Here is a 23,040-nt window from a genome sequence, read left to right on the forward strand (position 1 = left end):
TAAAGACGACCCGGTATGGCAAATCTGACGTTAATTGATGAATGAACTGCAAATATTCAATGATGCATTGGCCGCAACGAAATTCCCAACGACACTTCGTCTCTTATTTTCTCAATTTTCATGCATCAATTCAGCGCCATTCAAATGCGATACATTGGTTTAACGCCGCATTTACCGTGTGCAAGAAGAGCCTGATACAGGCGACTTTCCGCAATCGAATTAACTGCGATGCAATTCCTCGATTTTAGTCTCGCGCTTGGCCTCGGTGCCCACCCGCTCCGGATGGACCAACTGAAACAGACAGCCACGTAAATACATTTATGGAGTCTCCAATGACCAACCTCCTCGCTCGCTTCGTCAAGGACGAATCCGGCGCCACCGCTATCGAATACGCGCTGATCGCCGCCGGCATTTCCGTCGTCATCATCGGCGCCGTGCAGACCCTCGGCAGCACGCTGAACGGCGTTTTCACAACCATCAACGGCAAGCTTACCGCACAGTAAGCCTCCAAGGATGCAGCTAAAGGCTTCGGGAAACCGAAGCCTTTTTGCGTCCACGTAACGCATGACAACGCAGGACCTCGACGTGAAAGCCCAGCCGGCGCCACGCCATCAGGGCGCGAGCCTATTCCAGCGCAAAGCGGTTGCGCACGATCTGGAAGGGCTATTGCTTATCTGCTCTGGGATCGGCTTGGCCTGCGCGATTCTTGCTTTCAGAATCCTAAGCGTTTGGTGATTGTTCACGTCTGACACCTAGTCTTCGCGCGAACGCTCCGAAAATCTGCGAGACTCTATGCTGCTGGATCTAGCGCGCCTGTTCCTGTTCCCCGCGCTCATGGCGTTCGCCGCCGCCAGCGACCTTCTCACCATGACCATTTCCAATCGCGTGTCGCTGCTGCTGATCGCGGGGTTCTTCGTTCTCGCCATCGTCACCGGAATGGGCTGGGAGGCGATCGGCTGGCATGCCCTCGCCGGGCTGAGTGTCCTCATAATTGCCTTTGCCTGCTTTGCGTTCGGCTGGATCGGCGGCGGCGATGCCAAGGTGGCGGCTGCTACCGCGCTGTGGTTCGGATTCGGCTATCTGCTCGATTATCTTCTGCTCGCATCGGTGCTGGGCGGCGTTCTCACCCTGGCGATCTTACAGTTCCGCAACTGGACGCTGCCGACCTGGCTCCTGGGTCAAGATTGGCTGGTGAGACTCCATGGCAAGGACACCGGCATCCCCTACGGCATTGCCCTCGCCGCCGCGGCGCTTCTGATCTATCCGGACACGGACTGGACTAGGGCGGTCGATCTGTTCCAACTCGCAATGCGGTGAGCCGCGACGGCGAGCGATAAAGCTTCCATTAACCCGATTTAGATACGCCTCATTAACCATGCTTTGACGAATAACTGGTCAAATCCCCTCACAGCGACAGAGCCGTCGCCGCGTGATGTGGAAAGTGAAGCGTATGAAGACCGCCCCCTTGATTGCCCGCGCTCTGTCGTTCGTGGCCGTCTCCGCTCTCATTCTTAACTCATCCCTCTCGCCTGTTCTGGCAACGGACTACCAGGTCGCCTCCGCCAGTACCGCATCCGCGGATTCGTTGAACGCAAGATCGCTGAGGCTCGGCATCAGCAAGTCGCTGGTCGTCGACCTGCCGCGCGACGTCAAGGACGTCCTGGTGGCGGACCCGAAAATCGCCAACGCGGTCGTGCGCTCGTCCCGGCGCGCCTACATCATCGGCGCCGCCGTCGGCCAGACCAACATCATCTTCTTCGACGCCGACGGCCAACAGATGGCCGCATACGACGTTGCCGTGACCCGTGATCTCAACGGTATCCGCACCGCGATCCATCAGGCCTTGCCACAATCCGACATCCAGGTCGAAGGCCTGGGCGATGGCGTGGTGCTGACCGGCAGCGCCGCCAACCAGGCCGAAGCGCAGCAGGCTTACGAACTCGCCGCGCGCCTGATCGGCGGTCCCTCCAAGGCCAACGATCTCGTCGTCAACAACATAACGGTTCGCGGCCGCGACCAGGTGATGCTGAAAGTCACCGTCGCCGAAGTCCAGCGCAACATCGTCAAACAGCTCGGCGTCGATCTGAGCGGTAAATTCAGCTACGGCACGGCCGTGGTGGATTTCAACAATGCCAACCAGTTCAGCGCGCTCGGCCACGCGCTGGCGCCCGATAATGCGATTTCCACGTCGTTCGGCTCCGCGCCTTCGGTGAAAGCGACATTGCGTGCGATGGAAAGCGCAGGCGTGGTCCGCACCCTCGCAGAGCCGAATTTGACCGCTATTTCCGGTGAAAGCGCCACGTTCATCGCGGGCGGCGAATTCCCGATTCCCACCGGCATCACCTGCCAAACGGCAGCCGGCACCTCCAGCAATTGCCAGCCTTCCATCGCCTTCAAGAAATTCGGCATCTCACTGAACTTCACACCGGTCGTGCTGACCGAAGGCCGGATCAGTCTGCGGGTCATGACCGAAGTCTCGGAAATATCGAACGACAATTCGCTCACGGTCAGCGGCATGACGATTCCTTCCATTAAAACCCGCCGCGCCGAAACCACGCTCGAAATTCCCTCGGGCGGCTCGATGGCGATGGCCGGCCTCATCCAGGAGCAGACCAAGCAGGCGATCAACGGCCTGCCGGGCCTCGCGCAGCTGCCGGTGCTCGGCACGCTGTTCCGCAGCCGCGATTTCATCAACAACCAGACCGAACTGATGGTGCTGGTGACCCCCTACGTGGTGCGCGCCGTGGCACAGAAGGATCTGTCGCGGCCTGACGATGGTTTCGCTTCAGCATCGGACCCGCAGACCGTCCTGCTCGGCAACATCACCCGCATCTATGGTGTGCCGCGCCGCGAAGGCCAGGCCAGCAGCAGCTATCGCGGCAAGTACGGCTTCATCACCGATTAAGGTTGGACAGGATTTCGATCATGAGCAAACGCGTATCCAACCTCTCCTCCACCACGGCCATGGCCGCACTGGCGCTGGTGAGCGTCACCATGCTCGGCGGGTGCATGCACAGCCAGGAAGCCGGGATCGTGACCGGCTCGCTACCCGACGACTACCGGCTGCGCCACCCGATCGTCATTCAGGAAGCCAGCAAGACGACGGAGATTTTTGTCGGCCATGCGCGTGGCGGACTGACGACGGCGCAGCGCGCCGATATCGTCGGACTCTCCCAGGCGTGGCTCAGCGAAGGCACCGGGGCCATTACGATCGACGTTCCGACCGGCACGCCGAACGCGCAGGCCGCAAGCGTGACGGTTCGCGACATCCAGAACATTCTGGCCGCCGCCGGCATTCCGCCGAAAGGGATCAGGGTCATGCCCTATCACCCGAACGATCCGCGCCAATTCGCGCCGGTTCGCGTGCGTTATGCGCGAATCATCGCAGATGCCGGCCCCTGCGGACTCTGGCCGGAAGATCTTGGCCCCTCGGTCAAGAACAAGTCCTATTTCGAGAACCGGTCCTACCAGAATTTCGGCTGCGCCTATCAGCGCAACATGGCCGCGATGGTCGCCAATCCGGCAGATCTCGTTCAACCGCGCGCGGAGACCCCGCCGAATTCGGCGCGCCGCACCGAAGCTTTCGCCAAGTATCGCAACGGACAGACGACCGCGACCGATTACCCCGAGGCCGAAAAAGCCAAACTCAGCACGGTAGGCAAATGATCAGTTACGCGCGTCAGGGCGAGCAGAACGACGAGACCAGTCAGGCGGCGGTGGAGGAGCATATCGCTCCTGCGCCGCGCGTGTCCGTGCAGGCGTTCTGCGAAACCGTCGAGACCGCCGCTGCCGTGCAGGCAGCGTGCGAAGACCGGCGGCTGGCCAAGGCACATCTCAAGATTCAGATGGGAGGCATGGCCGCCGCGATCGAGGCCTATCGCACAGCGCCAACACCCAACGTCATTCTTCTCGAGACCGAGAGCGAGACGGGAATCCTGTCCGGCCTCGACCAGCTTGCAGCGGTTTGCGACGCAGGCACGCGCGTTGTCGTCATCGGCCGCATCAACGACGTCACGCTCTATCGCGAACTCGTGCGACGTGGCGTCAGCGATTACGTGATCTCGCCTGTCGGCCCGCTCGATATCGTGCGCTCGGTCTGCAACCTGTTCACGACCCCGGAAGCCAAGGCCGTCGGCCGCATCATCGCCGTCGTCGGCGCCAAGGGCGGCGTTGGCGCCTCCACCATCGCTCACAATGTCGCCTGGGCGATCGCCCGCGACCTGGCGCTGGATGCAGTGGTTGCGGACCTCGACCTCGCCTTCGGCACGGCCGGGCTCGACTACAATCAGGACCCGCCGCAGGGTATCGCCGATGCTGTGTTCTCGCCGGATCGCGTCGACACCGCCTTCCTCGATCGCCTGCTGTCGAAATGCACGGACCACCTCAACCTGCTCGCAGCACCCGCCACGCTCGACCGGGTCTATGATTTCGGCAACGACGCCTTTGACGCGATCTTCGACACGCTGCGCACCACCATGCCCTGCATCGTCCTGGACGTTCCGCATCAGTGGTCCGGCTGGACTAAGCGCGCACTTGTTGGAGCCGACGACATCCTGATCGTGGCTGCGCCGGACCTCGCCAATCTGCGCAACACCAAGAACATGTTCGACACGCTGAAGGCCGCCCGCCCGAACGACCGCGCGCCGATCTATTGCCTCAATCAGGTCGGGATTCCGAAGCGACCCGAGATCAAGGCCGGAGAATTTGCCAAGGCGATCGAGAACGACCCGATCGTTTCGATTCCGTTCGAACCGCAGATTTTCGGGTCCGCCGCTAACAACGGTCAAATGATCGCGGAAATCTCGGCCAATCACCGGACCGCCGAAATGTTCCTGCAGATCGCGCAGCGCCTCACCGGCCGCGGCGACTCCAAGAAATCAGGTCACTCATTTTTAGCCCCCCTTCTCGGAAAGTTGCGCCGGAAGTAATCTGGCTTGAGGTAGAGCGTGTTTGGCAAGCGTAGCGGAGTAGACACGGACTTCCGGCCCGGAAGCGCCGCCGTAAAACCGGCGGAGCCTGCGGCGGCGGCTCCGCGCGCGCCGGTCATCGACGTGCCGAAAGCGGCAGCACCTCCGCTGGCGCCCGCGCGATCAGCTCCGCCGCCTGTCAACGAGTCACGCCGCTCCGAGAGCTATTATCAGGTCAAGGCGACGATTTTCGGCGCGCTGATCGAAGCGATCGACCTTGCCCAGCTCGCCAAGCTCGATGCCGAGTCGGCGCGTGAGGAAATCCGCGACATCGTCAACGAGATCATCGCGATCAAGAACATCGTGATGTCGATCGCCGAGCAGGAAGAACTGCTCGACGACATCTGCAACGACGTGCTGGGTTACGGCCCGCTGGAACCATTGCTCGCCCGCGACGACATCGCCGACATCATGGTCAACGGCGCCGGCACGGTGTTCATCGAAGTCGCCGGCAAGATCCAGAAGACCGGGATTCGCTTCCGCGACAACCAGCAGCTCCTCAACATCTGCCAGCGCATCGTGAGCCAGGTCGGCCGCCGCGTCGACGAATCCTCTCCGATTTGCGACGCCCGCCTCGCCGACGGCTCCCGCGTCAACGCGATCGTGCCGCCGCTCGCCATCGACGGTCCCGCGCTCACCATCCGCAAGTTCAAGAAGGACAAGCTGACGCTCGACCAGCTCGTCAATTTCGGCGCGATCTCGCCGGAAGGCGCGCAGATCCTGCAGATCATCGGCCGCTGCCGTGCCAACGTGCTGATCTCCGGCGGCACCGGCTCCGGCAAAACCACGCTGCTGAACTGCCTGACCAACTATATCGACGAAGACGAGCGCATCATCACCTGCGAAGACGCGGCCGAACTGCAGCTCCAGCAGCCGCATGTCGTGCGCCTTGAAACCCGCCCGCCGAACATCGAGGGCGAGGGTCAGGTCACCATGCGCGATCTCGTCAAGAATTGTCTGCGTATGCGCCCCGAACGCATCATCGTCGGCGAAGTCCGCGGACCCGAGGCGTTCGATCTGCTGCAGGCGATGAACACCGGCCATGACGGCTCGATGGGAACACTGCACGCCAACAACCCGCGCGAAGCTCTTTCCCGCTGCGAATCCATGATCACGATGGGCGGCTATTCACTGCCCTCGCGCACCATCCGCGAAATGATGTGTGCCTCGATCGATGTCATCGTTCAGGCCGCCCGCCTGCGCGACGGCTCCCGCCGCATCACGCACGTCACCGAGGTGATGGGCATGGAAGGCGACACCATCATCACCCAGGATATTTTCGTCTACGACATCACGGGCGAGGATATCAACGGCAACATCATCGGCCGGCATCGCTCGACCGGCATCGGACGTCCGCGCTTCTGGGATCGCGCGCGCTACTATGGTGAGGAAAAGCGGCTCGCCGCGGCACTCGACGCGGCGGAAGCGCCAGATCCAACACGGTAAGGGGTGATCTCATGAAGATTCAGACCCTTGCGATTGCATTCATGAGCGCGGTGACGCTGGGCGGCCTTGCCTGGGTGTTTCTGTATCCTCTCCTGTCCGGCGAACGGCAGGCCGAGAAGCGCCGCGCTTCCTTCTCTCGCACCGAAGCTGCGACACGGCGCATCGATCGCAATCAGCGTTCGCGCCGCGAGCAGGTCGAGGACACACTGAAGGATGTGGAAGACCGTGCCAAGCAGGCCAAGAAGGTTCCGCTCAACACACGGCTGGCCCAGGCCGGCGTGAGCTGGAGCAGGCGGCAGTTCATCATCGGTTCGGCTGCTCTTGGACTCCTGGTGTTCTTCATTTGCTTCGTGACCGCAAATTTGATCGCAACGGCCGCGCTCGCCCTCTCCGCCGGGCTGGGCCTGCCGCGCTGGGTCCTGAGCTATCTGAAACGCCGCCGCGAGAAGCAGTTTCTGGAGGCGCTTCCCGATGCCGTCGATGTCATCGTCCGTGGCGTGAAGGCAGGCCTTCCGCTGTTCGACTCGCTCAAGGTGGTCGTCAACGATTCGCCAGAGCCGCTGCGCTCGGAATTCCGTGCCATCATCGAGACCCAGAGTATCGGCATGCCGCTCGGCGAAGCCTGCATGCGCCTTTACGAGCGTATGCCGCTACCGGAGGCGAACTTTTTCGGCATCGTGATCGGCATCCAGACAAAATCCGGCGGCAACCTGTCCGAGGCGCTCGGCAACCTGTCCAAGGTGCTGCGCGACCGCAAGAAAATGAGAGCCAAGATTCAGGCGATGTCGATGGAAGCGAAAGCTTCTGCCGCGATTATCGGCGCGCTGCCGCCTGTCGTCATGATTATCGTCTACATCATGTCGCCGGATTACATTTCGCTGCTGTGGACCCATCCGACGGGCCGCTTCATGCTCGCATGTTGCGCCGTCTGGATGACCGCTGGCATTCTCGTGATGAAAAAAATGATCAACTTCGATTTCTGATGGATACGTCATGCTCGATATGTTGATCGATAAAGTCCAAGATGTTCGCTTCCTGACGATGGTGTTTGCCGCAATCGCCGCGAGCGCTACGGCCTATGCCCTGATCTCTCCCCTGTTCGCCAGCGACGGGTTGACGCGGCGAATGAAAGCGGTCGCCAACGAGCGCGAGCGCATCCGTCAGCGCGAACGCGAACGCATGAACAACAGTGAGAGGGTCACGCTGCGGCAAAGCCCAAAGCAGTTCATCGGCAAGATCGTCCACGATTTCAACCTCGGCAAATGGCTCGCGCAGGAGGAAGCCAAGGAAAAACTGGTTATGGCCGGTTATCGCGGCCATGCGCCCTACATCACCTTCCTGTTTTTCCGTATGGTGACCCCGATCGTCCTTCTGGCCGTGACCGCGCTGTATATCTTCGTGATCCTGAAGCTCAATCAGACTACACTGGTCAAAATTGGCATCTGCATCGGCGCAGCCTGGTTCGGCATGCAGGCCCCCATGCTGTTTCTGAAAAACGCGATCAGCAAGCGCCAGCTCTCGATCAAGCGCGCCTTCCCCGATGCGCTGGACCTTCTCCTGATCTGCGTCGAATCCGGCATGTCGATCGAAGCAGCCTTCCGCAAGGTCAGCTTCGAGATCGGATCGCAGTCCGTGGCCCTCGCCGAGGAATTCACGCTGACGACCGCGGAACTGTCCTATCTGCAAGACCGCAAGACCGCATACGAGAACCTGCAGAAGCGTACCGGGATCGACGGCGTGAAATCGGTGTGTATGGCCTTGATGCAATCGGAGCGCTACGGCACGCCCCTCGGCCAGACATTGCGCGTCATGGCGCAGGAAAACCGCGACATGCGCATGACCGAAGCCGAGAAGAAAGCCGCGGCTCTGCCTCCGAAGCTCACGGTTCCGATGATCGTGTTCTTCCTGCCGATCCTGTTCGTGGTCATTCTCGGGCCGACCGGCATCAAGGTCGCGGCCTACATGCACTGACCTGCGACGGCGGTTTGCCGCCGCCGAGGCAGGGTCTGCACTTGTTTCTCAAAATCGATAATTTTCAGGACCGCGACGATGCAACGCTACGCGGACGAGCGGGCGTCTTGCCGGCCTGCCCGCTGTTCAGCATGTCCTTGAGGTAGGCGACATTGGCAGCGGCTTGATCCGGGGGCAGGTCCGCCTGCACGATAGCCTCGGCTTCCGCGAAGCGGCCCTGCAGGCCGAGCGCAAGCCCGAGGTTCTGCCGGATACGGGAATCATTCGGCGCGAGCTTTTGAGCGCGGCGCAACGTCGCCTCCGCTTGAGGCAGCTCCTTGGTGAGCACGTAGGACAGCCCGAGATTGGACAGCACCGAGGGATCATCCGGCCTGATCTTCAACGCGCTTGCATAATAACGTCGCGCTTCCTCGGGCTTACCCATCTGATCAAGCACTGCGCCTTGTATCGAGAGAATGCGCCAGTCCGGATTGGCCGGCGTGTGCGCGCGCGACAGCACATCGAAGGCGAGCTTGAAGTCGCCGTTCTCGGCCAGCGCCCGGCCATAGGCACCGAGCACCTCGCGGTTGCCGGGATGGGTGAGATTTGTCTGTTCGAGCACCGCCACCGCCTGCTCGCGCTGGCCATTGGCGCGCAAGGCCTGTCCGTAGCGCAGCCCAGTGTCGAGGTCTTTCGGATTGGCGCGATATTTCTCGCCATAGACCTCGACTGCGCGGCGAGCGTCCGTCTCCGGTGCAGAGGCACTGGCCTTGCTGCCGATCGATCCCGTGATGTCCGGCACCCCTGTCGTCTGACAACCGGCAAGGCCAACCGCGGCGATGGTCAGAAAGCCGACCGAGCCGAGAAACCGGGCAAGACGGGGTGATTGACGCATGGCGCGTTCGCTCAAGGCAAGATGGACGACGGAATTCAGCCGATCCTTCAGCAGTAAATTGTTAACCCTAATGAGTGGTTAATTTTGCCGACGGCGTGATACACCCATTCTCGACCGCGCTTCGCGCCCGCAGATTCCATCCCGAGTTGCCTGATGCCCGCCCCATTCTCGACCGCTCCTGCTTCCTCCGCCACACCCATCCTGTTCGCCACGACATCCACCTGTGACAAAGTCGCTGCAAACCTGCCCGCGCCAGCGCGCGAATTCGCGACGGCCAATGGTTTCTCCGCGAAACCCGGCGAATGTCTCACTTTGCCCGGCGAGAACGGCAAGCTCGGCCTTGTCCTGTTCGGACTGGAGGACGATGCCGCCACGGCCGACCCGTTCCGCCCCGGGCAATTGCCCGCCAAGCTGCCGAAGGGTACCTACCACTTCGCCAACGCCCCGCATGATGCGCGCCTTGCCGCGCTCGCCTTCGCGCTCGGCAGCTACCGGTTCAGCCGCTACAAAAAGGCGGAGCCCTACGGCGTCAGCCTCGTGCCCCCGGAAGGCGCCGACGCCGATGAGTTGGCGCGCATGGCGGATGCCGCCACGCTCGCGCGCGATCTCATCAACACCCCGCCGAACGACATGGGGCCGGAGGAACTCGCGGAAGCGGCCAAAACACTGGCCGATGAATTCGGCGCAGCCTGGCGCTGCGTCGGCGGCGAGGAACTGGTGCGCGAATTTCCGCTGATCCACGCCGTCGGCATGGCCTCGACCCGCGCGCCGCGTCTGATCGATTTCACCTGGGGCGATGCCTCTCATCCGAAGGTGACGCTAGTCGGCAAGGGCGTCTGCTTCGATACCGGCGGCCTCGACCTCAAGCCTTCCAGCGCCATGCTCATCATGAAGAAGGACATGGGCGGCGCGGCCAACGTACTCGCACTGGCGCGGATGGTGATGGCCGCCAAGCTGAAGGTGCGGCTGCGGGTGCTGATTCCGGCGGTGGAGAATTCCGTCGCCGGCAATGCCTTCCGTCCGCTGGACGTGTTCCGCTCGCGCAAGGGACTGACCGTCGAAATCGGCAACACGGACGCCGAAGGCCGCCTCGTGCTGGCCGACGCGCTCACTTTGGCCTGCGAAGAAAACCCCGATCTGCTGATCGACATGGGCACGCTCACGGGCGCCGCGCGCGTGGCGCTCGGTCCGGACCTGCCGCCCTTCTACACCAACGATGAAGCGCTCGCTACCGATGTCGCGCGTCATGCGCGGCAGGAGAACGATCCGCTGTGGCGGCTGCCGCTGTGGCAGCCTTACGACGCGTGGCTCGATTCCAAAGTGGCTGATATCAACAATGCACCGTCCGGCGGCTTCGCGGGTTCGATCACCTGCGCGCTGTTCATGCAGCGTTTCGTGACCGCCGGGACGCGCTGGCTGCATGCCGACATCTATGGCTGGACACCGGCCGCGAAGCCTGCCCGCCCCGAAGGCGGCGAGTGCCAGGGCGCGCGCGCGTTCTACAAGCTGTTGAGCGAACGCTATGGCTGAGACGAAGCCCGATCCACGGCTCACACCCGCGCGGCCCGATCTTGCGGCCTCGCACCTGCGAGGCAAGGTGGAGGCCGCGCGCTTTGTCGATGGCGAAGAGAACGAGGTGATCGATGCCCTCGCGCCGGTGCGATGCGAGCCATCCCATAACGCCACGCTGCTCACACAGGCCCTGAAGGGCGAGCGCGTCACGATCTACGATCGCGACGGCGAAGGCTGGGCCTGGGGGCAGTTGAACGCCGACGGCTATGTCGGCTGGATGCCTGAATCAGCGCTGGTCCAGCCACGCACGACGCCGACGCATCATGTCATCGTCCAGCGCACGCTGGCTTTCCCCGGCCCATCCATCAAGCTGCCGCCGGCCGAAAGCCTGCCGCTCGGGTCGCGCGTCGAGATCGTGAAAACCAGCGACAATTTCGCCGTAACGCCGCAGAACCATTACATTCCCTTACGACATCTCGCGGCGCTTGCTGCCCATGAAAATGACTTCGTCGCGGTCGCTGAGCGTTTCATCGGCACGCCCTACCTCTGGGGCGGCAAGAGCAATATGGGCATCGATTGCTCCGGCCTCGTGCAAGTCTCGCTGGCCGCCGCAGGGATCAAGGCTCCGCGCGATAGCGACATGCAGGAAACCGCTTTGGGAGAGGCTGTCCCGCCCACGCAGTGGAACGAATTGCGGCGTGGCGATCTGGTGTTCTGGAAAGGGCATGTCGCCATCGTCAGCGGCTACGATATGCTGGTCCACGCCAATGCCTATGCGATGGCCACGGCCCATGAACCTTTTGGACAGGCCATCGCGCGGATCGAAGCGGCGGGCAGCAAGGTGACGAGCGTGAAACGTTTGAAGTAAGGCGCTTCACGCCTCCGGCGCAATCGCCGCATCCGCCTCGATATTGAACGCTGCCGCGAACAGCGCGCGGGTGTAATCCGTCTTCGGATTTTTGAACAGCGTGGAGGCTTCGCCTTTTTCCACCACCTTGCCCTGACGCATCACGATCAGATGGCTCGCAAGCGAGGCCACCACGCGCAGGTCATGGGAAATGAACATGTAGGTAAGGTCGCGCTTGCGCTGCAAATTCCGCAAGAGGTCGACCATCTGCGCCTGAAACAGCATGTCAAGCGCGCTGGTCGGCTCGTCGAGCACGACGAAATCCGGCTCCAGCACGATGGCACGCGCCACGCTGATGCGCTGACGCTGCCCGCCCGAAAACTCATGCGGGTAACGGAACCGCACTTGCGGATCGAGGCCGACATCGGTGAGCGCCTTGACCACGCGCGCCTCGCGCTCCTCCGCAGACAATGACGGCTGATGCACGCTCAGCCCCTCGGCCACAATGTCGTTCACCGACATGCGCGGGCTGAGCGCGCCGTAAGGGTCCTGAAACACAATCTGCATGTCGCGCCGGAACGGCCGCATTTCCTTGAAGCGCAGCCCCTGAATGGGCTTGCCGAGAAACACGATGGGGCCTTCTGAAGAAATCAGCCGCAACAACGCAAGGCCGAGTGTGGTCTTGCCCGAGCCGGATTCGCCGACGACGCCGAGCGTCTCGCCCTTGCGCACCGCGAGCGACACGCCATCGACCGCCTTGACGTGGCCAACGGTCTTGCGCAGCAGCCCGCGCTTGATCGGAAACCAGACCTTGAGATCGTCCGCCTGCATCACCACCGGTTTATCAGGTCGCGGCGGCGCGGGATCGGGCTTCGGCTCGGCAGCCAGCAGCGCCTTGGTGTAATCGTGCTGAGGCGCGGTGAACACCTGTTCGACCGGACCCTGCTCGACGATCTTGCCATTGTTCATGACACAGACGCGATTGGCGATACGCCGCACGATGCCGAGATCATGGGTGATGAACAGAAGACTCATGCCGAGACGCGCGCGAATATCGGCGAGCAGCTTGAGGATCTGCGCCTGCACCGTCACATCAAGGGCCGTCGTCGGTTCGTCCGCGATCAGCAGGTCCGGCTCGTTGGCGAGCGCCATCGCGATCATGACGCGCTGGCGCTGCCCGCCGGACAATTGGTGCGGATAGGCCCCCAGCCGGGTCTCGGGATCGGGAATGCCGACCTGCGTCAGAAGCTCCAGCGTGCGGGCGCGTGCCGCCTTGCCGCGCAGGCCGCCATGAAGCAGCAGCGCCTCTCCGATCTGGTCCTCGATGGTATGGAGCGGATTGAGCGACGTCATCGGCTCCTGGAAGATGATCGAGATGTCGTTGCCCCGCACGCCGCGCATCTCATTCTCGTCGAGCGGCAGTAAATTCCGCCCCTTGAATTTGATGCTGCCCGAGGGATGAGAGGCCGTTGGATAAGGCAACAGCTTCAGCACCGACAGCGCGCTGACGGATTTCCCGGAACCGGATTCGCCGACCAGCGCGACGCATTCGCCGCGATTGATCGAGAACGAAATCCTGTCGACCGCAACGGATGTCCTGCCGCCCTGCCGGAACGCGACCGAGAGGTCCTGCACATCGAGCAAAGGCTGTGAGGTCGTGTCCATCGGCCTCACTCGAACGTCTTGCGCGGATCGAACGCGTCACGCACCGCTTCGCCGATGAAGATCAACAGAGAGAGCATGATCGCGAGCGAGAAGAAGCCGGACAGGCCGAGCCACGGTGCCTGAATGTTGGCCTTGGCCTGCGACAACAACTCGCCCAGCGACGGCGAGCCCGGCGGCAGGCCGAAGCCGAGGAAATCCAGCGCCGTCAGCGTCATCACCGATGAGGACACGATGAAAGGCAGGAACGTCATGGTCGCGACCATCGCATTCGGCAGCAAATGCCGGAACATGATGACTCGGTCGGAAACACCCAATGCGCGCGCCGCTTGAATGTATTCGAAGTTGCGCCCGCGCAGGAATTCCGCGCGCACGAGTCCGACCAGCGACACCCACGAGAACAGCAGCAGGATGCCGAGCAGTACGAAAAATCCCGGCACCAGAATCGATGACAGGATGAGCAGAAGATAAAGCGAGGGGATCGCCGTCCACACCTCGATGAAGCGCTGGAAGCCGAGATCGACCCAGCCGCCGAAATAACCCTGAATGCCGCCCGCCGCGACGCCAACGATCGAGGAGATGATCGTGAGAGCCAGGCCGAACAACACCGAAATGCGGAAACCGTAGATCAGCCGCGCCACCACGTCGCGCCCCTGATCGTCGGTGCCGAGCCAGTTGTATTCGAGATCGCGGCAGCTCTTCAGTCCCTTGCGCTCCACCACCGGCGCGCATTCCTTCTCGGTCAGCATCCAGGTCGGCTTCGACGGTGCGGGCGTCGGCAGATCGAGGTTATGGGTATCGTAGGAATAGCGGATCAGCGGCCAGACGATATGCCCGCCCTTCTCCGCAATCAGCTTCTGCAGATAAGGATCGCGATAATCCGCGGCCGTCTCGAAATCCCCGCCGAAGGCCGTCTCCGGGTAGGTGACGAAGGCGGGAAAATACAGATGGCCGTCATACTGAATGAGAAACGGGCGATCATTGGCGATCAGTTCCGCGAACAGCGAGACGATGAACAGAATCGAGAAGATCCAGAACGACCAGAAGCCGCGGCGGTTGGCCTTGAAATTCTGCCAGCGCCGCCGGTTCAGCGGCGACAACCTCAGGCCACGCTGCGAGGCCGGCACCGCTTCTCCAAGCGGCGACAGGCTTTGCGTCTCAATGGGCGGAGTCACGCTCATGCCTGACGCGCCTCAAAATCGATCCGCGGATCGACCCACATATAGGTGAGATCGGAGATCAGGTTCACGACAAGGCCCACCAGCGAGAAGATGAACAGCGTGCCGAACACCACGGGGTAATCGCGATTCAGCACGCTTTCGAAGCCGAGCAGTCCGAGCCCGTCGAGCGAAAAGATCGTCTCGATCAGCAGCGAGCCGGAAAAGAACGCATGGACGAACGCGCCAGGAAAACCGGCGATCACGATCAGCATCGCGTTGCGGAAGATGTGGCCATAGAGCACGCGATGCTCGCTGCAACCCTTGGCCCGCGCGGTCATGACATATTGCTTGCGGATTTCGTCAAGGAACGAATTCTTGGTCAACAGCGTCATGGTCGCGAACGAACTCAACGCCATCGACAGCAGCGGCAGCGTGAGATGCCAGAAATAATCGATGATCTTCCAGTACCATGGGAATTGCGACCAGCCGTCCGAGGTCAGCCCGCGCAGCGGGAAGATGTCGTAGAACGAGCCGCCCGCGAACAGGATGATGAGCAGGATCGCGAACATGAAGCCCGGAATCGCGAAGCCGACGATAATGACCGCAGAGGTCCATGTATCGAAGCGCGAGCCGTCCGCCACCGCCTTGCGGATGCCGAGCGGAATTGAGATCAGGTAAGTCAGGAGTGTCATCCAGATGCCAAGCGACATCGACACCGGCAGCTTCTCCTTGATGAGCTGCAACACGCTGACATCGCGGAAATAGCTCTTACCGAAATCGAAGCGTGAGAAATTCCACAGCATCAGCGCGAAGCGTTCCGGCGCGGGCTTGTCGAAGCCGAACTGCTTTTCGAGGCTCTTGATGAATTCGGGATCCAGCCCCTGCGCGCCGCGATATTTCGAATTCACCGCATCCATCGAAGCGCCCGGCGCGCCGCGCGCACCGAGATCGCCACCGCCGCCCGAAATGCGCGAGCTCGCGCCGGTGTCGGCCCCCGACAATTGCGCGATCACCCGTTCCACCGGACCGCCCGGCGCGAACTGCACCACGACGAACGACACGAACAGGATGCCGAACAGCGTCGGCACCATCAGCAGGATACGGCGGGCAATATAGGCTGCCATCGGCTATCTCGCCTGTTCGGGCTTCGATGCTTTCGCGGCATCGTACCACCACAGGTCCGGCACGCCCACGCCCGCATAGCGCGGCAGTTTTGCCGGATGCCCGAACACATCCCAATACGCGATGGGGTGATTGTTACGGTACCATTGCGGCACCCAGTAACGGCCAGCGCGAAACACCCGGTCGAACGCATGGCAGGCGATGCGCAGCTCGTCGCGGCTGTTGGCCGCGATGATTTTCTCGATCAGCGCGTCGAGCACGGGATCAGCCACACCCGACAGATTGTTCGAGCCCTTGATCGCGGCCGCCTGCGACGAGAAGAACGTCCGCAACGCCTCGCCCGGCGTCGAGGCCATCGAGAACCGCTCGATGGTGACATCGAAATCAAAATCGTCGCGGCGGGCGCGATACTGCACCGGGTCCACGACGCGCAGGCTGGCATCGATGCCGAGCACGCCGAGGTTCTTGATGTAGGGCGCGTGATGCGGCTGGAACGACGGCTCATCGAGCAGGAATTCCAGCGTAAAGCGCTGGCCCGATTTCGAGACACGCTTGCCGTCCTTGATGGTCCAGCCCGCTTCCTGCAGCAGATGCGCCGCCTTGCGCAGCAGCTTGCGGTCCTGCCCGGAGCCATCGCGCACCGGCGGCACGAACGGCTCGCCAAATACCTCATCCGGCACTTGCCCGCGAAACGGCTCGAGCAGCTTGAGTTCATCCGCGCCGGGCGCACCTGTCGCCATCAAATCGGAATTCTGGAATGGCGAGACGGTGCGTGCATAGGCATCGTACATGATACTCTTGTTGGTCCATTCGAAGTCGAAGGCGCAGCCAAGCGCCTCGCGCACGCGCGGGTCCTTGAACTGCTCCCGCCGCATGTTGATGAACCAGCCCTGCGCACCCGAGGGCGTCTCGTCCGGCAGCGTTTCGCGCTTCACCCGCCCGTCCTTGACGGCGGGGAAATCGTAGCGCGTCGCCCAGACGCGCGCGGTGAATTCCTCGCGGTAGAGATAATTGCGCGCGGTAAAGCCCTCGAACGCAACATCGCGGTCACGATAGAATTCGTAACGCACGGTGTCGAAGTTGAACGCGCCCTTCGCGACGGGGAGGGCTGCGCCCCACCAGTCCTTCACTCGGTCGTATTCGATGAAGCGGCCGACCTCGAACTTGCCGACTTTATAAGGGCCCGAGCCCAGCGGCACCTCCAGCGTCGATTCCTCGAACGGCTGCTTGGTGTAATAGGCCTTCGAGAAAATCGGCAGCGAGGCAACATAGAGCGGCACGTCGCGCGCGCGGTTCGGCGCGAATGTCACCACCAGTGTCGCGTCGTCCGGCGCTTCCGCTTTGATGACGTCACGCATCTGCTGGCGGATGATCGGATGGCCCTTCTCTTTCAGGACGCTCAACGAGAAAGCAGCATCCTTCGCAGTCAGCCGCACACCATCGTGGAAGCGCGCTTCGGGGCGCATCCTGAAGCGATAGGTTAGGCCGTCAGGAGAAATCTGCACCCCGCTCGCGGCGAGGCCATACATCGCATCCGGCTCGTCTCCAGAGCGCATCATCAGCGTGGTAAAGGTCTGCTCGATGCCGATGGCGCCGTCGCCCTTCAAAATAAAGGCGTTGAGCGAATTGAAGGTCTGAAACGACTGGTTGTAGGAACGGCTCGACGGAATGGTCGAGAACAGGCCGCCCTTCGGCGCATCGGCGTTGACGTAATCGAATTGCCTGAAGTCCTTCGGGTACTTCAGGTCACCGAACGCCGACATGCCATGCGAGAATCCGGCATCATCAGCCATCGCAGGCTTGAGGACGCCCGCCACCGCGGCGCCGCCGCCAAGCACCAGAACATGTCGGCGCGAAATCCGCGTCAAGACCGCCGCCCGATCTTGCCGGCCTTGTCTGCGTCGAACCACCAGATCTCAGGGAACGCGGACATGCCGTATTTCGGCATCTCGGATGGGTGGCCGAAACGATCCCACCGCGCGGTGCGGATCTTGCCATAGGTCCATTGCGGCACGACGAAATGATGCCAGAGCAGCACGCGGTCCAGCGCCTTCGTCGCCGCGACAAGATCCTCGCGATCCTTGGTGTAGATCACGCGCTCGATCAGCTTATCGATCGCAGCATTCTTGATGCCGATGATGTTGCGCGATCCCGGCATCTCGGCAGCCTGCGAGCCCCAGAACTCACGCTGCTCGTTGCCCGGCGACAGCGACTCGGCCCACGAATTCACCACCACGTCGAAATCCCAGTTGCGCAGGCGGTTTTCGTACTGGGTCGCGTCGACGGTGCGCACACTCACCGTCATGCCCATCCGCTCCAGTGAAGGCTTGAAGAACAGCAACACCCGCTCGAAGCTCGGATCATAGGTCAATAGTTCAAGCTCGAACGGCGCGCCGGTCTTGGCATCGACGAGCTTGCGGTCCTTGATCTCATAACCCGCCGACTTGAGAAGCCGCAGGCCTTCGCGCAAATTGTTGCGTACATTCTCCGGCGATCCACCAACCGGATTTGTATATTGCGTGGTGAACACCTCAGGCGGCACCTGATCGCGAACGGTTTCGAGAATCTCAAGCTCGCGTCCCTGCGGCAGACCACTGGACGCGAGCTCGGTGCCCTCGAAGTAACTTGCAATGCGCTTGTACTGGCTGAAGAAGATCTGCCGGTTCATTTCCTCGAAATCGAACGCGAAGTTCATCGCGCGCCGCACGCGCGGGTCCTTGAACTTGTCGCGCCGGATATTGAATGCGAACGCCTGCATGACGCCGACGGTGCGGTTGGGGAATTCCTCCAGCACCACGCGCTTGTCCGTCACCGCCGGAAAATCATAGGCCGTCGCCCAGTTCTTGGCGCTGTTCTCCGAACGCCAGTCGATCTGGTCGCCCTTGAAGGCCTCAAGCGCCACCGTGGAGTCGCGGAAATATTCGTAGCGCAACTCGTCGAAGTTGTTGCGGCCGACATTGATGTTGATGCCGTTGCCCCAATAATCCTTCACGCGCTCGAGCACGATGGTGCGGCCCGGCACGAAATTCTTGATCTTGTAGGGACCGCTGGAAATAGGTGGCTCCAGCGTGGTCGCACCGATGTCGCGCGGCTTCCCGTCGCTGCCCGTGCCTTCCCAGTAATGTTTCGGGAGCACCGTTAACTGGCCGAGAATCTGCGGCAGCTCGCGATTACCCGGCGCATCGAAAGTGAACTTGATCTCGCGCGGCCCGGCCTTCTCCGCCTTCGTCACATGGCGATAATAGGCGGAATAAAACGGATGATATTTCTTGAACGCTTCGAGCGAGAAGATCACGTCGTCCGGCGTCACCGGCTTGCCGTCGTGCCATTTCGCTTCCTTGCGCAACCGGTAGGTGACCGACGAACAATCCGCCGGGTAGCTCATCGCTTCCGCAAGCAGACCATATTGGGTGGACACTTCGTCGAGCGAGGAAACCGTCAGCGCCTCGTATATTTCTCCGATGGCGCCGATTGATCCCTTCACGCCGGCGACGACCATATTGAAATTGTCGAACGTGCCGACCGCGGTCTGCCGCACCACTCCGCCCTTGGGTGCTGTGGGATTGACGTAATCGAAATGCGGAAAATTTGCCGGATACTTGACGTCTCCGAACAGCGACAGGCCGTGTGTCCACGCGCCATCCTTGGGCGATGCCGTTTCAGCGAACGCCGGCCTGACAGAGTTGAGGAGAGAAAACGAGGCGGCGAGCGCGCCGCTGCGAAGGAGTTGGCGTCGGGAAATCGGCAACCGTCAAAATCCTGTTGGTTGTGAAATAAACGCAACGCGGCAGTGCGCGACCACTTCACCGTCCGCGTTCATTATGTCGGTTTTTGGATATGACGCCAGCCCGCCGAAACGATAAATCCGCGCGACGTTGTCGCGCGGATTCTAAAAAATCGTTTAGGCTGGAACGTGCGCCCGGATACGGACCGAGCGAGCCTGCCTTACTTGAGAGTCTCGAGATAGGCGATTAGGTCGGCGCGTTCGCTGTCCTTGCTGATGCCCGCGAAGCCCATCGCCGTGCCCGGGATAAAGGTCTTCGGACTCTTGATGAAATGGTTGAGGTCCTCAACGGTCCAGTTGCCGCCCTTGGCCTTCATGGCAGCGGAGAAGTTGAAGCCGCCGCGGCCTTGGCCCCTCGGCTCGTCAACAATGCCAAACAGGTTCGGACCGACCTTGTTGGGTCCGCCCTTCTCAAAGGTATGGCAGGCGGCGCACTTCTTGGAAACAGCCTGACCCTTTTCGGCGGAAGCCGTCTTGAGCAAATCCGCAATCGGCACCTCAGGTGCCTCCTTGGCTGGCGCGCCAGCGGCTGCCGCTTCCTTCACCGCGATCTCAAAGCCCGGCTTGTCCAGCTTCTTCGGAGCGAAAATTGCCTGGGCGGCGAAATTCGTCACCAGCAAAACAAGGCAGGTGCCGAGAATCGCACCCATGATCTTGTTGAGTTCGAAAGAGTTCATTTCAGATCAGGCTCCGGGCCGGGAAATTGACCTGATGCCTTGCATTTTCCGCTGAAAAACGGATCAAAACATCAGTGCAGGGTCAGCTACGCGCCACTTGCGAGGCAGCGCCGAGGGAATAACGGTTTGCCCGGCTTCTGGCAACCCGTATAAATGTCCCGATCCTGCGAATATCCCGCATTTCCGTGCGTTTCCAGCCCTGCAGCCCGGCCTTCCGTCCATGACCGAACAAGACACCCTGGTCCTGATTCCCGCCCGCATGGCGGCGTCGCGACTGCCGGGAAAACCGCTTCTGGACATCGCGGGCCTGCCGATGATCGCCCATGTCCTGCGCCGGGCGCGGGATGCCCGCCTTGGCCGGGTCGCGGTCGCCACCGATTCAGCCGAAATCGCCGCCGCCGTCACCGCACAGGGCGGCGAGGCCGTCATGACCCGCGCCGACCACCCCTCCGGGTCGGACCGCATTTTCGAGGCCTTGGGCAAACTCGACGGCGCAGGCCGCATCAACACCATCATCAACGTCCAGGGCGACCTGCCTACCATTGCGCCGGCCGACATCCGCGCGGTGCTGCAACCCTTCAGCGAACCCGCCGTCGATATCGCCACTTTGGCTGCGGAAATTCGCGTCCCGGAAGAACACACCAACCCAAACGTAGTGAAGGTGGTGGGCTCGCCTGTCTCGAACGACACGCTGCGGGCGCTTTACTTCACCCGCGCCACCGCGCCCCATGGCGAGGGACCGCGCTACCACCACATCGGGCTTTATGCCTATCGCCGCGCGGCGCTGGCGCGATTCGTCGCGCTGCCGCCCTCGCCCCTTGAGCGGCGCGAGAAGCTCGAACAATTGCGCGCGCTGGAAGCCGGCATGAGGATCGACGTCCGGATCGTCGATTCGGTGCCGCTCGGCGTCGACACTCCGCACGATCTGGAAGCCGCGCGCCGGACACTGGCAAAACAGGTATAACGACAAGCATGACGACAGAACCAATGACCATCGCCTTCCAGGGCGAGCCCGGCGCCAACTCGCATATCGCCATCGACGAGGCGTATCCCGGCGCCAAGGCCCTGCCCTGCGCCACCTTCGAGGATGCGCTGGCCGCGATTGCCTCCGGCGAGGCCGATCTCGGCATGATCCCGATCGAGAACTCGGTCGCGGGCCGCGTCGCGGACATCCACCATCTCTTGCCGAAATCGAACCTCTTCATCGTCGGCGAATGGTTCCTGCCGATCCATCATCAATTGATGGCTCCGCGCGGCGCCGCGCTCGATGGCATCAAGACCATCGAAAGCCACATCCACGCGCTTGGCCAATGCCGCAACATCATCCGCAGGCTCGGCGTGCGCTCGATCGTGTCGCCCGATACCGCGGGTTCGGCCCGCGCGGTCGCGGCGGCGGGCGACAAGACCCGCGCGGCGCTCGCGCCGAAGATCGCAGCCGATATCTACGGTCTCGACATTTTGGCTGAAGATGTCGAGGACGAGCATCACAACACCACGCGCTTCGTCGTGCTGGCCCGCGAGCCGAAATGGGCGCCGCACGATTCCGGGGCCACGGTCACGTCGTTCGTCTTCCGCGTGCGCAACCTGCCGGCCGCGCTCTACAAGGCGCTCGGCGGCTTCGCGACCAACAGCGTCAACATGACCAAGCTGGAAAGCTACATGGTGGAAGGCAATTTCGCCGCCACGCAGTTCTTCGCCGATGTCGACGGCCATCCCGACGACCAGAACCTCGCTTATGCGCTGGAGGAACTGAAATTCTTCTCGGCGGAGCTGCGCATTGTCGGCGTCTATCCGGCGCATCCGTTCCGCATCGCGTTCAACGGCAGGAACGGCAAGTAGGCGGCTACGCCGCCGCTTGCTTGTTCAGCCCGAACGCCTCGGCGAGCAGCCGATAGGACCGCTTGCGCGCGCTATGGTCGTAGATCGCGCTCGTCACCATCACCTCGTCGGCTCCACTCGCCTCGATCAATGGCGTCAGCCGCTCCAGAACTCTCGCAGGCGAGCCGACGAACAGCTTTGCGCGGTTGCGGGCGATGATCGCGCGGTCGGCCTCCGAATACGGATAGGCTTTCGCCTCCGCGACGCTCGGGATCGGCAGATAGGCGCCCCGCTCGCGCTGCAGGCGGTTGAGGTCCATCGACATCGCCAGTTCTTCAGCCTCCGCATTGGTCGGCGCCGTGACGACCGCGACCGCGAGAATGCCGTGCGGCGTCTGCCGCCAGCGCGAGGGACGAAAATGCGCGCGATAATGGGTGAGCGCTGCGACAGCATCGAACGATGCGAAATGATGTGCGAAGGCGAAGCCCATGCCGACCTGCGCCGCGAGTTGCGCGCTGTAGTCGCTGGAGCCGAGCAGCCATAAAGGCGGCAGCGGCGTATCGTCGGGCATCGCAACCACCTTGTTGAAGGGATGATCGACCGGGAATTCCCGCGTCTCCCACAACATCAATTCCTGCAGCCGCTCCAGAAAATCGTCGCCGGGCCGCGCTTCCAGTCGATTGCGCAGCGCATAGGCGGTCACCCCATCAGTCCCCGGTGCGCGACCCAAGCCCAGATCGATGCGGCCGGGAAACAGCGCCTCCAGCATCTTGAAGCGCTCGGCCACAACGAGCGGCGCATGGTTCGGCAACATCACGCCGCCGGAGCCGACGCGGATGCGCTGCGTCACCGCCGCGATCTGCCCGATCATGATGTCGGGCGCGGGACTTGCAACCGACGCCAGCCCATGGTGCTCGGCAAGCCAATAACGGGTGTAGCCCAGCCGGTCGGCCTCCTGCGCCAGATTGATGCTGTTGCGCAACGCCTGTGCAGGTTTGGTACCGGTGGTGACGACGGAAAGATCGAGAACGGACAAAGGAGGCATGGGCTCTCAGGTAATGGCTGCGCCAGCGCGCTCAAGTTGCCGGTGGGCAAGGACGCCTGACAAGCCCTTGAAAGTGTTCTTCAGCCAACCGCTTTCCGAGACTTTCAGCGGAAATGTAGCGCCAAACCCTCCTCGCCTTGGCCCACCCGATATTC

20 protein-coding genes are annotated in these 23,040 nt (G+C 62.1%); 12 read left to right on the forward strand and 8 right to left on the reverse strand.

Annotated elements, in window-relative coordinates:
* The first annotated feature begins 332 nt into the window (after positions 1-332).
* The 8 genes from AFIDRAFT_RS03020 (at position 333) to AFIDRAFT_RS03055 (ending at position 8,384) form a co-directional block, all read left to right on the forward strand.
* Positions 333-503 (forward strand): Flp family type IVb pilin, encoded by a 171-nt coding sequence (locus AFIDRAFT_RS03020; RefSeq protein ID WP_009337607.1) that lies wholly within the window; start codon positions 333-335, stop codon positions 501-503.
* A gap of 289 nt (positions 504-792) precedes the next feature.
* Entirely contained in the window at positions 793-1,317 is a 525-nt protein-coding gene (locus AFIDRAFT_RS03025) for an A24 family peptidase (protein WP_009337608.1), read from the forward strand.
* A gap of 133 nt (positions 1,318-1,450) precedes the next feature.
* Positions 1,451-2,905: a type II and III secretion system protein family protein gene (locus AFIDRAFT_RS03030; RefSeq protein WP_040298004.1), complete on the forward strand. Its 1,455-nt coding sequence runs from the start codon at positions 1,451-1,453 to the stop codon at positions 2,903-2,905.
* 20 nt (positions 2,906-2,925) lie between these two features.
* On the forward strand, positions 2,926-3,666 hold the full coding sequence (locus tag AFIDRAFT_RS03035) for a CpaD family pilus assembly protein (protein ID WP_009337610.1): 741 nt from the start codon (positions 2,926-2,928) through the stop codon (positions 3,664-3,666).
* Positions 3,663-4,928 carry a CpaE/TadZ family protein gene (locus tag AFIDRAFT_RS03040; protein WP_009337611.1) on the forward strand — a complete coding sequence of 422 codons (1,266 nt, stop codon included), beginning with the start codon at positions 3,663-3,665 and terminating at the stop codon, positions 4,926-4,928. Before AFIDRAFT_RS03035 ends, AFIDRAFT_RS03040 begins: the two co-directional genes overlap by 4 nt.
* A gap of 18 nt (positions 4,929-4,946) precedes the next feature.
* Positions 4,947-6,413, forward strand: coding sequence for a TadA family conjugal transfer-associated ATPase (locus tag AFIDRAFT_RS03045; protein WP_009337612.1), 1,467 nt, complete (start codon positions 4,947-4,949; stop codon positions 6,411-6,413).
* A gap of 11 nt (positions 6,414-6,424) precedes the next feature.
* Positions 6,425-7,396 (forward strand): type II secretion system F family protein, encoded by a 972-nt coding sequence (locus AFIDRAFT_RS03050; RefSeq protein WP_009337613.1) that lies wholly within the window; start codon positions 6,425-6,427, stop codon positions 7,394-7,396.
* A gap of 10 nt (positions 7,397-7,406) precedes the next feature.
* Positions 7,407-8,384 carry a type II secretion system F family protein gene (locus tag AFIDRAFT_RS03055; protein WP_009337614.1) on the forward strand — a complete coding sequence of 326 codons (978 nt, stop codon included), beginning with the start codon at positions 7,407-7,409 and terminating at the stop codon, positions 8,382-8,384.
* Between the two features lie 64 nt (positions 8,385-8,448).
* On the opposite strand, the gene AFIDRAFT_RS03060 is transcribed toward AFIDRAFT_RS03055, so the two are convergent.
* The gene (locus AFIDRAFT_RS03060; RefSeq protein WP_009337615.1) at positions 8,449-9,258 is read right to left on the reverse strand and encodes a tetratricopeptide repeat protein; all 810 of its coding nucleotides are present in this window, start codon (positions 9,256-9,258) and stop codon (positions 8,449-8,451) included.
* A gap of 153 nt (positions 9,259-9,411) precedes the next feature.
* On the opposite strand from AFIDRAFT_RS03060, the gene AFIDRAFT_RS03065 reads away from it, so the two are divergent.
* Positions 9,412-10,788 (forward strand): leucyl aminopeptidase family protein, encoded by a 1,377-nt coding sequence (locus tag AFIDRAFT_RS03065; protein WP_009337616.1) that lies wholly within the window; start codon positions 9,412-9,414, stop codon positions 10,786-10,788.
* Positions 10,781-11,638 (forward strand): C40 family peptidase, encoded by an 858-nt coding sequence (locus AFIDRAFT_RS03070; protein ID WP_009337617.1) that lies wholly within the window; start codon positions 10,781-10,783, stop codon positions 11,636-11,638. Before AFIDRAFT_RS03065 ends, AFIDRAFT_RS03070 begins: the two co-directional genes overlap by 8 nt.
* A gap of 6 nt (positions 11,639-11,644) precedes the next feature.
* Here AFIDRAFT_RS03070 and AFIDRAFT_RS03075 read toward each other — a convergent pair whose 3' ends face one another.
* The 6 genes from AFIDRAFT_RS03075 to AFIDRAFT_RS03100 form a co-directional block, all read right to left on the reverse strand.
* Entirely contained in the window at positions 11,645-13,282 is a 1,638-nt protein-coding gene (locus tag AFIDRAFT_RS03075; RefSeq protein WP_009337618.1) for an ABC transporter ATP-binding protein, read from the reverse strand.
* A 5-nt stretch (positions 13,283-13,287) separates the two neighbouring features.
* Complete coding sequence (locus tag AFIDRAFT_RS03080) at positions 13,288-14,460, reverse strand: ABC transporter permease (RefSeq protein ID WP_009337619.1); 1,173 nt, start codon at positions 14,458-14,460, stop codon at positions 13,288-13,290.
* Positions 14,457-15,563, reverse strand: a complete 1,107-nt coding sequence (locus tag AFIDRAFT_RS03085; protein WP_009337620.1) for a microcin C ABC transporter permease YejB — start codon at positions 15,561-15,563, stop codon at positions 14,457-14,459. The genes AFIDRAFT_RS03080 and AFIDRAFT_RS03085 overlap by 4 nt, the downstream gene beginning before the upstream one ends.
* 3 nt (positions 15,564-15,566) lie before the next feature.
* Positions 15,567-17,429, reverse strand: coding sequence for an extracellular solute-binding protein (locus AFIDRAFT_RS03090; RefSeq protein ID WP_009337621.1), 1,863 nt, complete (start codon positions 17,427-17,429; stop codon positions 15,567-15,569).
* Positions 17,426-19,309, reverse strand: coding sequence for an extracellular solute-binding protein (locus tag AFIDRAFT_RS03095; RefSeq protein ID WP_009337622.1), 1,884 nt, complete (start codon positions 19,307-19,309; stop codon positions 17,426-17,428). The genes AFIDRAFT_RS03090 and AFIDRAFT_RS03095 overlap by 4 nt, the downstream gene beginning before the upstream one ends.
* 197 nt (positions 19,310-19,506) lie before the next feature.
* Positions 19,507-20,022, reverse strand: a complete 516-nt coding sequence (locus AFIDRAFT_RS03100; RefSeq protein ID WP_009337623.1) for a c-type cytochrome — start codon at positions 20,020-20,022, stop codon at positions 19,507-19,509.
* 220 nt (positions 20,023-20,242) lie between these two features.
* Here AFIDRAFT_RS03100 and AFIDRAFT_RS03105 point away from each other — a divergent pair, with 220 nt between their 5' ends.
* Entirely contained in the window at positions 20,243-20,986 is a 744-nt protein-coding gene (locus tag AFIDRAFT_RS03105) for a 3-deoxy-manno-octulosonate cytidylyltransferase (RefSeq protein ID WP_009337624.1), read from the forward strand.
* 8 nt (positions 20,987-20,994) lie between these two features.
* On the forward strand, positions 20,995-21,861 hold the full coding sequence (locus tag AFIDRAFT_RS03110) for a prephenate dehydratase (RefSeq protein WP_009337625.1): 867 nt from the start codon (positions 20,995-20,997) through the stop codon (positions 21,859-21,861).
* Between the two features lie 4 nt (positions 21,862-21,865).
* Here AFIDRAFT_RS03110 and AFIDRAFT_RS03115 read toward each other — a convergent pair whose 3' ends face one another.
* Entirely contained in the window at positions 21,866-22,885 is a 1,020-nt protein-coding gene (locus tag AFIDRAFT_RS03115) for an LLM class flavin-dependent oxidoreductase (RefSeq protein WP_009337626.1), read from the reverse strand.
* Positions 22,886-23,040: the final 155 nt, after the last annotated feature.

Source organism: Afipia sp. 1NLS2, from assembly GCF_000178995.1.
Lineage (GTDB): Bacteria > Pseudomonadota > Alphaproteobacteria > Rhizobiales > Xanthobacteraceae > Afipia.

What these genes read in the sequence shown, in the direction of transcription:
- AFIDRAFT_RS03020 (WP_009337607.1), top strand. Translation starts at nt 333, where the DNA reads ATGACCAACCTCCTCGCTCGCTTCGTCAAGGACGAATCCGGCGCCACC.
- AFIDRAFT_RS03025 (WP_009337608.1), top strand. Translation starts at nt 793, where the DNA reads ATGCTGCTGGATCTAGCGCGCCTGTTCCTGTTCCCCGCGCTCATGGCG.
- AFIDRAFT_RS03030 (WP_040298004.1), top strand. Translation starts at nt 1,451, where the DNA reads ATGAAGACCGCCCCCTTGATTGCCCGCGCTCTGTCGTTCGTGGCCGTC.
- AFIDRAFT_RS03035 (WP_009337610.1), top strand. Translation starts at nt 2,926, where the DNA reads ATGAGCAAACGCGTATCCAACCTCTCCTCCACCACGGCCATGGCCGCA.
- AFIDRAFT_RS03040 (WP_009337611.1), top strand. Translation starts at nt 3,663, where the DNA reads ATGATCAGTTACGCGCGTCAGGGCGAGCAGAACGACGAGACCAGTCAG.
- AFIDRAFT_RS03050 (WP_009337613.1), top strand. Translation starts at nt 6,425, where the DNA reads ATGAAGATTCAGACCCTTGCGATTGCATTCATGAGCGCGGTGACGCTG.
- AFIDRAFT_RS03055 (WP_009337614.1), top strand. Translation starts at nt 7,407, where the DNA reads ATGCTCGATATGTTGATCGATAAAGTCCAAGATGTTCGCTTCCTGACG.
- AFIDRAFT_RS03060 (WP_009337615.1), bottom strand. Translation starts at nt 9,258, where the DNA reads ATGCGTCAATCACCCCGTCTTGCCCGGTTTCTCGGCTCGGTCGGCTTT.
- AFIDRAFT_RS03065 (WP_009337616.1), top strand. Translation starts at nt 9,412, where the DNA reads ATGCCCGCCCCATTCTCGACCGCTCCTGCTTCCTCCGCCACACCCATC.
- AFIDRAFT_RS03070 (WP_009337617.1), top strand. Translation starts at nt 10,781, where the DNA reads ATGGCTGAGACGAAGCCCGATCCACGGCTCACACCCGCGCGGCCCGAT.
- AFIDRAFT_RS03075 (WP_009337618.1), bottom strand. Translation starts at nt 13,282, where the DNA reads ATGGACACGACCTCACAGCCTTTGCTCGATGTGCAGGACCTCTCGGTC.
- AFIDRAFT_RS03080 (WP_009337619.1), bottom strand. Translation starts at nt 14,460, where the DNA reads ATGAGCGTGACTCCGCCCATTGAGACGCAAAGCCTGTCGCCGCTTGGA.
- AFIDRAFT_RS03085 (WP_009337620.1), bottom strand. Translation starts at nt 15,563, where the DNA reads ATGGCAGCCTATATTGCCCGCCGTATCCTGCTGATGGTGCCGACGCTG.
- AFIDRAFT_RS03100 (WP_009337623.1), bottom strand. Translation starts at nt 20,022, where the DNA reads ATGAACTCTTTCGAACTCAACAAGATCATGGGTGCGATTCTCGGCACC.
- AFIDRAFT_RS03105 (WP_009337624.1), top strand. Translation starts at nt 20,243, where the DNA reads ATGACCGAACAAGACACCCTGGTCCTGATTCCCGCCCGCATGGCGGCG.
- AFIDRAFT_RS03110 (WP_009337625.1), top strand. Translation starts at nt 20,995, where the DNA reads ATGACGACAGAACCAATGACCATCGCCTTCCAGGGCGAGCCCGGCGCC.
- AFIDRAFT_RS03115 (WP_009337626.1), bottom strand. Translation starts at nt 22,885, where the DNA reads ATGCCTCCTTTGTCCGTTCTCGATCTTTCCGTCGTCACCACCGGTACC.